This window comes from Clostridioides sp. ZZV15-6388, from assembly GCF_020657755.1.
Taxonomy (GTDB): domain Bacteria; phylum Bacillota; class Clostridia; order Peptostreptococcales; family Peptostreptococcaceae; genus Clostridioides.
On the sequence record NZ_JAGWCU010000010.1, the window covers coordinates 64348 to 78975 of the forward strand.

Here is a 14628-nt window from a genome sequence, read left to right on the forward strand (position 1 = left end):
TATTTTTTATGATAATGTGCCTCTAATTTTTGTTTCTAAGATATAAAGATTTATCTTCATGTGATTTATATAACTTTTTAATATATATTTATCTTTATGTAATTTATATAACGCTTTAATATAGCTATTTTTTGTTAGTTGTTTTTTCTAATATTTAAATTGGCACCTGTAGTATCTACATACATCTTTGCAGTCCCATTTTTATAAATATATGAATCGCCATCCTGAAGTAATTTAAAGCTACTATTTAAATTACCAGATACCTTACTAAAATCTAAAGTAAATCCTGAATTTTCAGGAATATACAAATCAATATCACCAGAAATAGTATCACATTTGAAAGAAGATAACATTTCACTTGAATTAATTTTTATATCCCCACTAGTTGTATTTATCTTCAAATCGTCAGTTTTACCAGAAAGCTGAATTTTACCAGAGACTGAATTACAAATAACACTTTTACTATCAAGTTTTTTTATGTTGATATTGCTACTAGTTGTCTCCAAAGTAATTTTGTCAATCTTACCAGACATTTCTATATTACCTGAAACTGATTCAATATCTGTCATGTTACTTTTAAGATAAGTACTATATATATCTGCTGAAGTAGTAGATACATTTATATTGTTATATAATTTTTCAGGTAAATATAGTTCAAGTACTGTTGATTTTGGAAGTCCAATTCCAATGAAGAATTTTTTTGCAGAATTATCAATGATAGAAAGAGTATTGCCATCAACCCTTATTTTTGCAATCTTTTTCTTTGAAAAATTAGAAGGAGCTTTTTGAATTAATTTGATTTTATTAGAATTACTCTTTAAAACTCTAACTTCACCTGAAATCCAGTCAACATTAATATTATTTATTTTGTTTGAAAAACTCTCGCTTTTAACGGTTAGATACTTATCATAATTTTTATTAGAGGATAAAAAACTTTCATTTTTAACTGAATCTTTAATCAAATCTTTGACATCATATTCAGACGAAGTTATAGTATTTGTAAGGAAAACAATAAATATTATAGAAAATACTATAGCTACAATACTCCAAACAATAATTTTTATTTTTAAAAATTTTTTATTCATATTTATTATCATCCTCCGCGTCTTTTAATTGTAGTACCCCTTCAGCTATATGAATTCCAGCAGCACCTATTATGAATATTATCCATGAAAAGCTCCAAGCATCAAAACATATGTTAACAATTAAAAAAATACCAACTATTATCATCCAATATGCACTCATAAATGATTTATAAGCAAGATTTGTACTTTTAGTTTTTACTCTCCATTCTTTGAATTCTTCTACCATAGTATCATCAGATGGACTATAGTTTTGTTTTGTCATTCCATTGTAGACTAGTAGACCTGTTCCAACTGCTATTAGTATAAACATTGCAAGACTAGCCAGAGTTGGTTGGATACCAAAGCTTACAATTAAAACTGCAGTTAAAAATGGACTTATTATAAAAAGAGCAATTGCTATTGATACTCTCAAAGCTCTTTTCTTTCTTTCTTCAATTAATTCAGAAGGCATAAAATATGGATCTTTAACACTTTCAATTAATTCAGATAAATCTCCAATCCCAGATATTACTGAATTATATGCTTCTTGCTTTGATTTACCATTTTGTATTTGGTCGTTGTATTTTTCTTTTAGATTTTCGAATAGTTCATCTTTAAGTTCTTTGACCTTTCTTGTTTCTTTAACTTCTGTAAAGCTTTGTTCAATATAATCATGTATTTTATCTAACATATTTTCACCTCCTAAATTAATGTGTCTATTAACAATTTTGTATTATCCCATTCTTTACGGCTTTTTTTATATTTTTCTCTACCTTCGTTTGTTATAGAATAATATTTTCTTCTAGCACCAGTAACTTCATCTCCCCAATAAGATGTTATTGCACCAGATTGTTCAAGTCTACGAAAGGCTGTGTATAAAGTTGCTTCTTTTAACTCGTACAAGCCTTGTGTTTTTTCTAATATAGATTTATTAATCTCATAACCATAGCTATCTTTTTCAAGTAAATGCTTTAAGATAATTGTTTCTGTATGACCTCTTATCATATCAGATGCGATTGTCATAAACATCACCTCCGTTTAAGTATATAATACTTTTATATACTTCGTCTGTCAATGTATTTCGTGTGATAAAATTTATTTTATTATAATTCTTACGGCTTTATGCTGTTTTAGGGAAGAATTACATACTAAATTATATAAAAAACGTAATTTTATAGTTATTTATAGAGAAATGATGTTGTTATTAAATTGGAAGAAGGAATAATGCTTAAATACATTAGCATATGTAATGATATGATTAAAAAATAAAATAAAATTTAATTTATTTAGGATAATTCTATCAAGGTATTTACTACAGGTGTAGAGTCGTATATAATTAAGTTATATGGAAAATTTTAAAAATTAAATTATTAATACACTAGGAGAAAATATTATGATAAAGTCAAATTTGTTTTGGAATATTTTCATTGCTATGTCTTTTATCATAGAATGGTTTGTTTGTAAAAAAATACTAGATTACACAAGTATACAAAAAATTTCTAATGAAAGAATAAATATTTACATGATAGGTATTATTATTTTTGCTAATCTATTTTATTTCTTTGATGTACTTCCAAATATAAGAGTAATTATATCTATGATGATTATGGTTGTATTTTACAAAATTTCATATAGAGTAAGGCTTATAAAAGCCATACTAATATCTTTAATGTATTGGATGTTGTTAATGAGTATAGATGCTTTGAGTATGTCTTTAACAATTTGGATTAATTCTATAGATGATATGAGCAAAATGTTAACAGAAAATATATACAGAATTGAGTCGATTGTATCTGGAAAGACAATTTTGCTTTTAATTTTATTTTTATATAAGACATTAAAAACAAAATTGAATATAGAAATAAATAAAAAGACATTAACATATGTAATTATACCTATAATTGCCAATATAGCATCTTTTTTTACTATTTTTAAATACATATTTAATCCTAAAACTAGTGGTGGTTTAATACATAATTATCAATTACTTATTATCTCTATCATGTTACTTCTATCAAGTATTATCTTGATTTTAATTGCTAAAAAACTACAACAGTATAATGCATTGATAGCAGAAAATAATATGATTAAAAACGTTTTACACACTAAAAATGAATATTATGAGGATATAGAAAAGAAACATTTAAAAACTAGATTATTAAGTCATGATATGAAAAATCATATCTTATGCATAAAAACTATGGTTAAAAAAGGTATTGATGTTACCTCATATTTAGATGACTTACAGATGGAGATTCAAAGTAATGACATTTCATTTAATACTGGTAATTTTATCTTGGATGCTATATTGAGTGAGAAGAAAGAAGTTTGTGATAAAAATAATATAGAACTTAAAATAGGAATAAATTTTGGTCACTGTGAAGCTATTGAATTAATAGATGTATGCCATATATTTTCAAATGTCTTAGATAATGCAATTGAAGCATGCAAAAAAATTGATGAGGGAAGTAAAGTAATTTGTGTTAAAGGTGATGTTTTACAAAATTTTTATCTTATAAGAGTAGAAAACACTAAAGTAAATGAAATTATCACAAAGAATGGGAAAATTGTAACAGATAAAAAAGGTACACTTCATGGATTAGGAATAAAAAGTATAAAAAACGCTGTAAATAAATATGGTGGCAATGTTGTGATTGAGTATGATGATAAAAAATTTGTAGTTAAGATTGCTATACCACTTAGAAATGTAAAAAAAGCAATTAATATATAATTTGATTTGTCATGAGTAAATAATATAATTTTATAAATATAATGGACTTAATTATTACTTATAAGAATCTATTTAAATTAGTGTGTTATATAGTGAGTTATACATATAATGAGTTTGCATATAGTGTGTCGTACATATAATGAGTTTTAAAATATAAAATCTTAGATTTATAGATGATGTGGTTAGAAGTAGATAACAGGGGTAGAATCAGTAGATAACATAACATAAAAAAGAAGTTGCATCGAAAGGAGAAAAACTCTTTAGAGATGTAACTTCTATTGCAATTAAAGTTATGTTATATTGATAAAATTATTAAATTAACAAAATATTTGTATCAAGGTAACTGCTTATTAATGAAACTATTAAATTGATAAATAAATAATCAGATACTTTATATAAATAAAGTTGTTTTAGTATTTAATTTGATTTTATTATACTTACTTTATATGTATGATAGCCTATATTTCCATTTCTGGAATTAGGCTTCTCATAGCCTCTATAGTTGTTTGTATAAGTTTGTCAAGTTCCCAATCAAGCATTTCTGCACCACTTCTTATAACGTCTCTAGAACAGCCAGCAGCAAAAGACTTATCTTTAAATTTCTTTTTAACAGACTTTAATTCTAAATCAGATACACTTTTTGAAGGACGCATTATTGCAGCAGCACCAATTAATCCAGTAAGTTCATCTACAGCAAATAAAACTTTTTCCATAAATTGCTCTGGTTTAACATCTGAGCCAGTTAATCCATATCCATGACTTACAGTAGAATCGATTATTGACTTATCTAAATCAAGTTCAGTCATTAATTCTCTTTGCTTAACACAATGTTCTTCAGGATACATCTCAAAGTCTAAGTCATGTAAAAGTCCAACGATTTCCCAAAATTCTACTCTTTCAGGGTCGTATTCTTTTGCATAATATCTCATAACACCAGATACAATTTGAGCATGTCTTATATGAAATTCTTCCTTATTGTATTTTTTTAAGATTTCCCATGCTTGTTCTAAATTTGGCATGTAACTCATTACTATCACTCCTCTAGCTGAATATTTTGAATTTTTATAAAGCTTGTTTTTAATTGATTATATCAATCAATTTCCAATACGTCAACACACTAATACATAATTTTGCGCTTAAATTCAGAAATTAGTGAAAATTAAAATTTTATCAGTGTATATGACACATTCGTATATTATGCTACAGTTATATAGTTTTGTATGTTTTGTAAAGTTAATACTAAAATTAAACATAGTAATGCATCTATGAATATAAATGTTATACTGATATTATTTATGAAAAATACAATTAGATATATAATAAAATCTCTATTTGTTGTACTTTGCACTTTTGTCTTTTAACATTACTTTTGAAATAATTGCTATAAAGAATGTAACTACACCAACGCCTATGATAATAATGTAAACCCTATCTGATAATAAATCAAAAAGTTTACCATATATGACCTGACCAAGAGGCATTGCGGCTGCTGTTCCTGCAAAAAGTATTGCCATTACTTTTCCTAACAGTTCATTTGGAGTTTCTAATTGAGTGATTGTTATGGCAAATATTGAGATAATTGTTGTCATGAAAAATATTAACATAGAAGATATTACAAGAAATAAAAATGGTACTGCCAACCCTGTTTCTAATATAGATGGATATACTGAAAATGCCATTGGAATAAACATCAGTGCACATACACAAAGATATATATATAAATTACTAATTTTTAGATGTTTAGAGAACATGCCAACACTTATAGCAGCTACTAGCGAACTAAATGATATTGCTCCCTGTGCGGTACCATATAAGGTGTCATTAGCACCCATTGTTATTTTTATTATATAGGGGATACCTACAATTAGCATTGAAGTTAAAAATAGGTTTAATGCCATTGCTATAAATAATATTTTCAATAGAGTAGGATTTTCTTTACATATGTGGATAACACCATCTTTTATATCATTAAAGATAGATTTTATGATATTACCAGACTGTTCTTGTTTAACAAAAGGCATCTGAATAAATATTTCCATAATCGCTGATAAAAAGAAGCTTATACAACTGATAATTACAATAGCATTAATTCCAAGAATGCCATATAAAACACCACCTAGCACAGGTCCAGCGATATTTGTAAGAGATGCAACTCCAGCTACTATACCATTTGCATTCATTAAATTTTTACTATCAACTAGGATAGGTGTACTCGACTGAACAGTGGGTTGATACATCGTACTTATTACTGAAAGTAGGGTCATGATAATTCCTACAAGCAGTATTGAACCTTTATTGTTAAATAAAAATAATGCTAAGACTAGAACAGTTAAACTACTTGAAAAATCAAAAATAACCATTAAATTTCTTTTATTAAATTTATCTGCAATAGCTCCACCAATAGGGGAACATATTATAATTGGAATTGAAGATACTGCAAGTATTGTGGCAAATATTCCTGCTTTTCCTGTTATATCAAGTATGTATAGAGATAAAGCAAATTTAAGTATTGAGGCACCAAACAGCGAAATTATTTGACCTAATACCATTAAGTTGAAGTTTCTGTTGAAAGTATTTAGTGATTTTGTCATATATACACCTACCTATCTAAAATTATTAAAATATTTATAATAATTGTTATAACACCAATTACTATTGGAAATGTTCTTTTTATCTTAATTCCTAACACTATCAAAAATATAGAAAATATTATAGATAGAATAGAGTAAAAAGGCATAAGTTCACTACCAGGGTCTACAAGTTTTGTATGTATGTTTAATTTTTCATTTACTTTATATATAGCATCGTTTAGTTTTTGTATTAGTTCAATCATAGAGACCTCCTAAAAGAATTTTAAAGCAATTTTAACAGAAAAACAAAATTTGCTATTTTGCTGTGTAATTCAATTTATTTGTTTATTTAATTTGTTTATTTAATTTTATAGTTACTTATTCTACATAATCATTTATTTTACTTATATAATCTAGCAAAATTAGCACATCATATTATTCAAACATGTCATCTACAAGACTATCTATCATGAAATCAAATACTTCAAAATAGTTATATCCAATATCTTCTTTTAACAGTAGACTTGATAATAGAGCATTACAAACACCAAAGGCTTTTTCTTTCTCTATTTTTAGTTTAAAATCATATTTTTCAATTAAATCGTAGAAGCTTTGTATATTGTTATGTTCAAGCGTTGAAACCATATCTTTAGGTAATTTATTTAAAAAAGCAATAGAATCAGAATCTCTAGGACAATATAAGAATGGGTTTTTGTCATATAAGCGATATAACATCTTTAAAGATGCTACAAATCCTTCTTTTGCAGGCATATTATTCAATATTTCGTATATTGATGATATAAGTCTATTTTGAATTCCATTTAATACTTCAAAAAATAACTTTTCTTTTGAGTCAAAAAATGTGTAAAAAGAACCTTTTGCAATTCCTGCTTTTGAACAAAGTTCGTCAATATTAGTTTTTTTATATCCATATCTAGACCAGTGGTTTTCACATTCTAAAATTAATCTTTCTCTTATATTGTTTTTTTCAACTTCTGTAAAGCTTTTAGCCATATTTATCAATCCTTTCCATAAGCATGTATTATGTATGACTTAAAAAGTTTTTTTAGTCATATATATATGATATTGTCCATTTATAAATTTGTCAAGTATAAAGCTATTTATATTTATGTTATTTTTAATTTAACAAATTAAACTATAGATTGTTTTTCAGTTAAATAGGTTAATAAATCATATATAAATTGATAAAGATAACTAATTTAATGAATAGATAAAAAGAGAAGTAGTAAACAAAAGTAGTTAGGATACCTTAAGAGAGAAGTATTTAAATTGCAGGGATATATTAAGATAAAATCACATGAATTACAAAGATACTTAAATTACAAAAAATACTGATTATAAATTTTTTTTTGAGGTAAACGTTTATGAAAAAAAGAAATGTTTACATAACAAATAAATGGCTATAATTTAAATACATAATGTTATATCACAGAGAGGAATAAAAATATGTTTAATGAACTTAGAACAGAAGAAAATGTATATAAAAATTTAATAAATGGAAAATGGGTAGAATCCAATTCAAAAAAACCAATAGAAATTTACTCGCCAATAGATAATTCACTTGTTGGAAAAGTACAATCTATGACAAAGCATGAAGTAGATGAAGCTATTAAAAATACAAAAGAAAGTATGAAGGTATGGTCTGATATGCCTGTATATAAGAGAGCTAATATATTTCATAAAGCAGCTGACTTATTGATAGAGAATATGGATGAAATAGCTAAAATATTGGTACTTGAAATAGCTAAAGATATAAAATCTGCAAGAGCAGAAGTTGAAAGAACAGCAGATTTTTTAAGATACACAGCAGATGTAGGAAAGAATATGGAAGGTGAAGCTATTAGTGGTGATAATTTCCCTGGAGGAACACGCAATAAGATGTCTTATGTTTCAAGAGTTCCATTAGGTACTGTCTTAGCTATATCTCCATTTAATTATCCTGTAAATTTATCCATGTCAAAGATTGCACCAGCACTTATTGGTGGAAATGCAGTTGTCCTAAAGCCTGCTACACAAGGAGCTATTAGTGCACTTCATTTAGTAGAAATTATGAGAAAGGCTGGTATACCAGATGGTGTACTTAACACAATTACAGGTAGAGGTAGCGAAATAGGAGATTATGTTGTAACTCATAAGGGAATCAACTTTATAAATTTCACTGGTAGTACTGAAGTTGGTCAACATATATCCAAAATATCTAAAATGGTACCATTATTATTGGAACTTGGTGGAAAAGATGCCGCTATTGTATTAGAAGATGCAGACCTGGATTTTGCAGCCAAAAATATAGTGGCTGGAGCTTACTCATATTCAGGTCAAAGATGTACAGCAGTAAAGAGAATTTTGGTTCAAGAGAGTGTGGCAGATAAACTAGTTGAAAAAATAAAACCATTAGTAGAGAAGTTAACAGTTGGAAATCCAATGGATGAAGTAGTTATTACGCCTCTTATAGATAACAAATCAACTGATTTTGTTCAAGGATTAGTTGATGATGCATTGCATAAAGGTGCAAAATTAATAACAGGTAATGTTAGAAAAAATAATTTATTCTATCCAACATTGTTAGATAATGTAAGTGTTGATATGAAAATTGCTTGGGAGGAACCTTTTGGACCAGTACTTCCGATTATAAGAGTTAAAGATATAAATGAAGCAATTGAAATTGCCAATCAATCAGAGTATGGACTTCAATCATCAGTATTTACAAGTGATATTGATAAGGCTTTTTATATAGCTGATAAGCTTGAGGTTGGTACTGTTCAAATAAATAATAAGACTGAGAGAGGACCAGACCACTTCCCATTTTTAGGTGTGAAGGCATCTGGGATGGGAACTCAGGGCGTTAAGTATTCAATTGAGGCTATGACTAGACCTAAGGCAGTAGTAGTAAATGTTAAGGGGCTGTAGACTGCTTATAAAAGAAGTAAAAGAAGTAAAAGAAGTAAAAGAAGTAAAGGAAATAGAATAAATAGAACAAATAAAGGAAATAAAATAAGTAACTAGAAATGTAAAAAAATAACTAGAGATATGGATAAATAACTAGAAATATAAAGATAAAAGTATAAATATATAAAAATTAATATAAAGGCAGGATAAAGTGGAGGTACTAATTTTCTCCACTTTATATTTTGTTTTTTAAGATAAATCGATACATTTTTATATTAGCAAAAAATTAAATTTAAAATTTAATTTATAAAGTATTAAATTTATCTGTTATTTTTACAAAGTATAGATATTCATATCATTAAGAATATTAATATAAGAATTTTATAGTTAAATGTGCATTTAAAAGTACAAAGCTATATAAAATAATTTCTATTATTTATTCTTTATTTTAGAATGAATCATGTCATATCGCTAATTAGTATATTTAAAATAAATATCTTTTAGAATGAATCATTTTACACCACTAATTAGTATATTTCTGAAACATAAGTTTTTCAAAATCCTTTATTGGTAATGGTTTAGAAAATACATAACCTTGTAACATATCACAGTTTATTTCTCTTAAAAAGTTTTTTTGAAAATTAGTTTCTATTCCTTCAGCTACAGTGGTCATATTTAACTTTTTTGATAAATCAATTATAGAAACAATTATATCTCTTTCCCGTTGAGAATCTAATCGTTCTGATTTAAAAAATGCTCTATCTAATTTTATAGTATCAACATAGATATCTTTAAGCATATTAATTGAAGAATAACCACTTCCAAAATCATCAATAGAACATTTAAATCCATTTTTATGAATCTCATTTATTATTTCACTAAACACTTTAACATCTTTAAATACAATCGTTTCTGTAATTTCAATTTCTATAAGATGTGGAGGGATAGAATACTTTTCAGCTATTTCTTTATATGCGTTAATAAAATTTTTGAATGAAAAATGATAGCGAGACATATTCACAGAGATTTTTAGCGCATTTAATCCACTATCAATCCATTTTCTTAAAGTACTACAAACTTCTTCAAACACATATAAATCCAATTGTACAATGAATCCATTTTTTTCAAATAAGGGAATAAATTCATTAGGAGGCATTATTCCTTCAACAGGGTGAACCCATCTTACTAAAGCTTCTGCACCACATATAACTTGGGTGGATAATTCTAGTTTTGGTTGTAGATAAACCTGAAATTCTTTTTTCTCAAGTGCCTCATACATTCTGTTTTCTATATTCTTCTCAAGTATAAGTTTTTCTTTATCTGATTTACTATAGAAATTAAAAATACATAGCTCATGATTTTCAATATTCTTAATAGATTTAGAAGCTACATTTGCTCTGTCTTGAATCTTTGTTATTTCCAAAGAAGTGTCATTAATTATATAGGCACCAGCAGTAAAATAGAGCATATATTTATAATCTTTGTTATCATTGAATCTATTAATATGTGTAACTATTGCGTTTAATCTGGAGTTGATATTTTTTTTATCTTCTTTTAGAAGAAGAGTAAAGTTGTCAGCAAAAATTCTAGTAACAAATTCACCTTCATTTAAATGTAATTTTATACAGTTGTAGATATATTTTAAAAGCTTATCTCCAGCAATATTTCCTGCTAAATCGTTTATTAATTTAAACTTTTGCATATTTAGCCAAACAAGAGTGTATGTGCCAGCTGGTGACAAACTTATGATTTCATTTGCTATTATATTAAACTGTGTGCGATTCATTCCACCTGTAGTCTGGTCAGTAAATGCTAGTTTTTCTAGTTCCTTATTATTTTCTTCAATAATTTTGTTTTGCTCAACTAATTTTGTAACATCTGAGTATATCAAAAGATAGATAGGTTTATCATCTTCCCAATCTATACATTCAGCTATGACTTGCATATGGACAATTTCACCTTTAAGATTCTGTGGAGAAATTGGAAAGCAAATATATTTTCCATTTCTAAAATCATCATAATATTTATAAATAGAGTCGAGGTAAATTTCTGAATTTATATCTTCTATTAAAAAATTTACTTTGTTTTTAAACATATCAAAATACTTTTTATTTGCATCTAATAGTTGGAAACCAAAATCAGTAACTTTAAATTTAGCAATAAGACCTGGAAAATTATTGTAAGTTACAGTTTGTTCTATTTGAGCCAGCATTTGTCTTGTAATATCAACCATAACAGAGTAGGAAACAGGGAATCCATCAACAACTTCTCCAGTTAAAAACCCCATTAATTTTATCCAAAGTTTTTTCCCATTACGATGTCTCATACGACCAAGGTGTTCGTATTTTCTCTCTCCCTTAGAGAAAGCTTTTGCGACATTATTCACAAGTTCATTCCAATCATCTGGATTTTCTTTGTAGAAAAGGTCACACTGGTTATGAAAAAGAGATTCATATTCCTCTTTTGTATAACCAAACATTTCATAATAACGATTATTAGCCCAAACCACAGTGTAGTGTTCATCAATTAGATGTTTACTTACGCTTACATCTAATGCGTTCATTAAGAAGTCGTATTCAATATTTGTAAAGTCTGTGTCTTTTGACATTATCGGGCCTCCTCCACAATATACATTTTTTATAGATTAATTTCAATTAAGCAAAAACATAATATATAAATTATTAATAATTTATATATTATAACTAGAGATATAATAATAGTTTTATTTGACTGTTACTTATTTTTAAGCTTATTTTCATACATCAAGGAGTCTGCTTTTGCTATTAAAGTTTCAGTATCAGATATTCCGTCCCATTCAACTAGTCCATAACTAATAGAAAGTGTATAAGGGTAATCTTCAGTGTTACTTAATTTTGATAGTTCATGGTTAATATCAATCATTATTTGCTCTGCTTGGGAAGTAGTTATCTTGTATAAAAGAAATAAGAATTCATCTCCACCATACCTAAACAATAAAGATTGTTCTATATTTATACATTTTTTTATTATTTGAGCAGTAGTGGATATGTATTTATCTCCAAACTGGTGTCCAAATTTATCATTTACAATTTTTAAATTATTTAAATCTGCAAAACATAAAGTAAATTCATAGTTATTAAATCTCCATTCTGATAGCTTTTTATTTGCAAAAGGCCTATTATAAAAACCAGTCAATAAGTCTGTATATACAGTATCACTCAATCTTTTAATTTCATCTTCTATTTTTAGACTTTCCAAATAATCTAGTTGGTTTTTAATATCATAGCCCTTAATTTGAGTGATTCTAAAGCTATATTTTTCTGCAATATAGTTACCTATTAAAACCATTATGGATGATTTAATTCCATATAACTTTAAAATTAATGTGTTTTCAACAGTATAGTATACCATTAGACTCAGGCACAAATATAGATACATTACAAACATAAGACTCAGTAAAAAAATTAAATTTTTTTTATCTTCTAAGATATTTTCAAAGCTAATCTGAGTATTTTTATAAATTTTATAATAAAAATATAATCCTGTAACAATAAAACTAAATGCTATAGGAAATACTCTGTAAATATTTGTAATAGAGTTACTATCAAATAAATATGATGGCATATCTAAGACTATCGAAATTAATGACCTGAAAAATATATTTATTGACAGACCAATAATAGTACAGTTTAATGAATAAAAAAAGGCTTTTATGTTAGACATGGAGTAAGTTACTTTAATCTGTGTAAATAAAACTAACATAAAAATTGTCCAGTTTATAATTAAATTTAACCTTAGATAGGTACAGATTAAAAAAATTGAATAATTAAATAAAGAATATATAATATATATTTTATATTTGTTTTTAGAGTTATCAGTTATAGTATCAAGATATTTAAAAAAATTATAGTGATAAAGATAATAAGATAAATAACATGGCAACGTTGTTAGGATAATTATCATATACATTTTCATTTTAGTTTTTGTTCTTTCTATGATTATTTTGTTTATCAGTATACATTCTAATATCTGCAGTATTAATAATTTCTTCTAGAGTCATTTTATTTTTACTAGATACCTCTACAATACCATAACTAAAAGATATCTGATTTTTCATGGTATTACGTATTTTATCCATGACTTCTTTTGTAATATTTTCACTATATTGAGGCATAATCACTATAAATTCATCTCCTCCTATTCTAGCAAATATATCTTCTGTTCTTAAATTGTCAATAACTATATTTGAGAAGCTAATAATGTAGCTATCTCCAGCCAAGTGTCCATATGTATCATTTATTGTTTTTAACTTATCCAAATCAATATATACTAATGAAAATAATAACTTATTATCAATATAAGATTGCATTTTTTCAAAAGCAAATTTTCGAGTATATGCTGATGTTAAATCATCAATATTAGCCTTTTTATTTAATAAGTCAACTCTTAATAATTGTTCATATTTTGTTATTTCTAATTTATGGTGTTCTTTTTCTAAATAAATATTTTTTTCAATAGAATATATATGATTAATAAATATAATTATTTGTAAAGCTAATAATATATTACTTCCAATTATAAAGTAGGAAGTTAAAGCCTTTGGAGGTGAAAGTATAACCTGTATGCTGTCAAACAAGATATATCCTATAGCAAACCAAATAAACTTTGAAAACAAATTAAGTTCTATATTATTTTGAACCAATATAAAAACATGTTCTTTTATTTTATCTATACAATACAACAAGATAAAATTTAAAGTATAAGCTATTAAAATACTAATTAACCTATAGTATGTATCCATATATAGGGTATATAAGCTTGTATTTTCCAATAGTGACATTACACTTAAAGTAATAAGGTGAAAAATACAAAAACTTATTACTGACATATTAGATATAAAGTATTTATTAGCATTTTTATTATTTATTAAAAATACCTTATGATTCATTAGATGAAATAATATATAAAATAGTGGTAATGGTAATTTTGTAAACATCATTATCAAAAAAATTAATGGTTTTATTAAAAATATTGATTTATAATTTTTATATGGTGATATAGTTTTGTTTTGGGCAGATAATATTCTGCATATATAAATATTACAGAATTCAATTATTGATATAATAGCTATAGCTAAAAAAATATAGTATTTCATAGTAAATCCTCTTTTAAAGTGAAGTTGTGTTTAATTAAAATAGAATAAGTCTAATGTATTCAAATTTTGCGAATTTTAGTTGTATATCTACAAATTGCTTTAATATGATTATATTTTTTTATCATATGTGTTTATGTTATAGAGTATTTCAATCTTGTTCACCCATTTTATATTACTACCATAATTCTATCTGTTTATTCTGTAAAATAAGTTAAACCATTT

General features: G+C 26.0%; 12 protein-coding genes. 2 read left to right on the top strand and 10 right to left on the bottom strand.

Annotated elements, in window-relative coordinates:
- Window positions 1–134 precede the first annotated feature (134 nt).
- Genes KGF48_RS08655 through KGF48_RS08665 form a run of 3 tightly spaced genes read right to left on the bottom strand, consistent with a single transcriptional unit; the run spans window position 135 to window position 2087 of the window.
- Window positions 135–1085: a DUF4097 family beta strand repeat-containing protein gene (locus KGF48_RS08655; protein ID WP_227841178.1), complete on the bottom strand. Its 951-nt coding sequence runs from the start codon at window positions 1083–1085 to the stop codon at window positions 135–137.
- Window positions 1078–1755, bottom strand: coding sequence for a TMEM198/TM7SF3 family protein (locus KGF48_RS08660; RefSeq protein ID WP_227841177.1), 678 nt, complete (start codon window positions 1753–1755; stop codon window positions 1078–1080). Before KGF48_RS08660 ends, KGF48_RS08655 begins: the two co-directional genes overlap by 8 nt.
- A gap of 11 nt (window positions 1756–1766) precedes the next feature.
- On the bottom strand, window positions 1767–2087 hold the full coding sequence (locus KGF48_RS08665; protein WP_227841176.1) for a PadR family transcriptional regulator: 321 nt from the start codon (window positions 2085–2087) through the stop codon (window positions 1767–1769).
- 370 nt (window positions 2088–2457) lie between these two features.
- Here KGF48_RS08665 and KGF48_RS08670 point away from each other — a divergent pair, with 370 nt between their 5' ends.
- Complete coding sequence (locus KGF48_RS08670) at window positions 2458–3795, top strand: ATP-binding protein (RefSeq protein ID WP_227841175.1); 1338 nt, start codon at window positions 2458–2460, stop codon at window positions 3793–3795.
- A gap of 458 nt (window positions 3796–4253) precedes the next feature.
- Here KGF48_RS08670 and KGF48_RS08675 read toward each other — a convergent pair whose 3' ends face one another.
- From KGF48_RS08675 to KGF48_RS08690, 4 genes are all read right to left on the bottom strand, one after another.
- Window positions 4254–4823, bottom strand: coding sequence for a hydrolase (locus tag KGF48_RS08675; RefSeq protein ID WP_227433591.1), 570 nt, complete (start codon window positions 4821–4823; stop codon window positions 4254–4256).
- A gap of 300 nt (window positions 4824–5123) precedes the next feature.
- Complete coding sequence (locus KGF48_RS08680; RefSeq protein ID WP_227828811.1) at window positions 5124–6386, bottom strand: MFS transporter; 1263 nt, start codon at window positions 6384–6386, stop codon at window positions 5124–5126.
- Window positions 6387–6394: 8 nt separating this feature from the next.
- Window positions 6395–6628, bottom strand: coding sequence for a hypothetical protein (locus tag KGF48_RS08685; RefSeq protein WP_227828810.1), 234 nt, complete (start codon window positions 6626–6628; stop codon window positions 6395–6397).
- A 172-nt stretch (window positions 6629–6800) separates the two neighbouring features.
- Window positions 6801–7379, bottom strand: coding sequence for a TetR/AcrR family transcriptional regulator (locus tag KGF48_RS08690; RefSeq protein WP_227828809.1), 579 nt, complete (start codon window positions 7377–7379; stop codon window positions 6801–6803).
- A 453-nt stretch (window positions 7380–7832) separates the two neighbouring features.
- On the opposite strand from KGF48_RS08690, the gene KGF48_RS08695 reads away from it, so the two are divergent.
- Window positions 7833–9293, top strand: a complete 1461-nt coding sequence (locus tag KGF48_RS08695) for an NADP-dependent glyceraldehyde-3-phosphate dehydrogenase (RefSeq protein ID WP_227841174.1) — start codon at window positions 7833–7835, stop codon at window positions 9291–9293.
- A gap of 502 nt (window positions 9294–9795) precedes the next feature.
- On the opposite strand, the gene KGF48_RS08700 is transcribed toward KGF48_RS08695, so the two are convergent.
- From KGF48_RS08700 to KGF48_RS08710, 3 genes are all read right to left on the bottom strand, one after another.
- Window positions 9796–11880, bottom strand: coding sequence for an EAL domain-containing protein (locus tag KGF48_RS08700; RefSeq protein WP_227840419.1), 2085 nt, complete (start codon window positions 11878–11880; stop codon window positions 9796–9798).
- 125 nt (window positions 11881–12005) lie between these two features.
- Entirely contained in the window at window positions 12006–12662 is a 657-nt protein-coding gene (locus KGF48_RS08705) for a GGDEF domain-containing protein (RefSeq protein WP_227840418.1), read from the bottom strand.
- Window positions 12663–13227: 565 nt separating this feature from the next.
- Window positions 13228–14406, bottom strand: a complete 1179-nt coding sequence (locus KGF48_RS08710) for a GGDEF domain-containing protein (RefSeq protein WP_227840417.1) — start codon at window positions 14404–14406, stop codon at window positions 13228–13230.
- Window positions 14407–14628 lie beyond the last annotated feature (222 nt).

Bases quoted from the DNA above. Each gene is read 5' to 3' on its own strand.
- KGF48_RS08660 (WP_227841177.1), bottom strand. From the start codon at position 1,755: ATGTTAGATAAAATACATGATTATATTGAACAAAGCTTTACAGAAGTT.
- KGF48_RS08675 (WP_227433591.1), bottom strand. From the start codon at position 4,823: ATGAGTTACATGCCAAATTTAGAACAAGCATGGGAAATCTTAAAAAAA.
- KGF48_RS08700 (WP_227840419.1), bottom strand. From the start codon at position 11,880: ATGTCAAAAGACACAGACTTTACAAATATTGAATACGACTTCTTAATG.
- KGF48_RS08655 (WP_227841178.1), bottom strand. From the start codon at position 1,085: ATGAATAAAAAATTTTTAAAAATAAAAATTATTGTTTGGAGTATTGTA.
- KGF48_RS08685 (WP_227828810.1), bottom strand. From the start codon at position 6,628: ATGATTGAACTAATACAAAAACTAAACGATGCTATATATAAAGTAAAT.
- KGF48_RS08705 (WP_227840418.1), bottom strand. From the start codon at position 12,662: ATGGTATACTATACTGTTGAAAACACATTAATTTTAAAGTTATATGGA.
- KGF48_RS08710 (WP_227840417.1), bottom strand. From the start codon at position 14,406: ATGAAATACTATATTTTTTTAGCTATAGCTATTATATCAATAATTGAA.
- KGF48_RS08690 (WP_227828809.1), bottom strand. From the start codon at position 7,379: ATGGCTAAAAGCTTTACAGAAGTTGAAAAAAACAATATAAGAGAAAGA.
- KGF48_RS08695 (WP_227841174.1), top strand. From the start codon at position 7,833: ATGTTTAATGAACTTAGAACAGAAGAAAATGTATATAAAAATTTAATA.
- KGF48_RS08680 (WP_227828811.1), bottom strand. From the start codon at position 6,386: ATGACAAAATCACTAAATACTTTCAACAGAAACTTCAACTTAATGGTA.
- KGF48_RS08665 (WP_227841176.1), bottom strand. From the start codon at position 2,087: ATGACAATCGCATCTGATATGATAAGAGGTCATACAGAAACAATTATC.
- KGF48_RS08670 (WP_227841175.1), top strand. From the start codon at position 2,458: ATGATAAAGTCAAATTTGTTTTGGAATATTTTCATTGCTATGTCTTTT.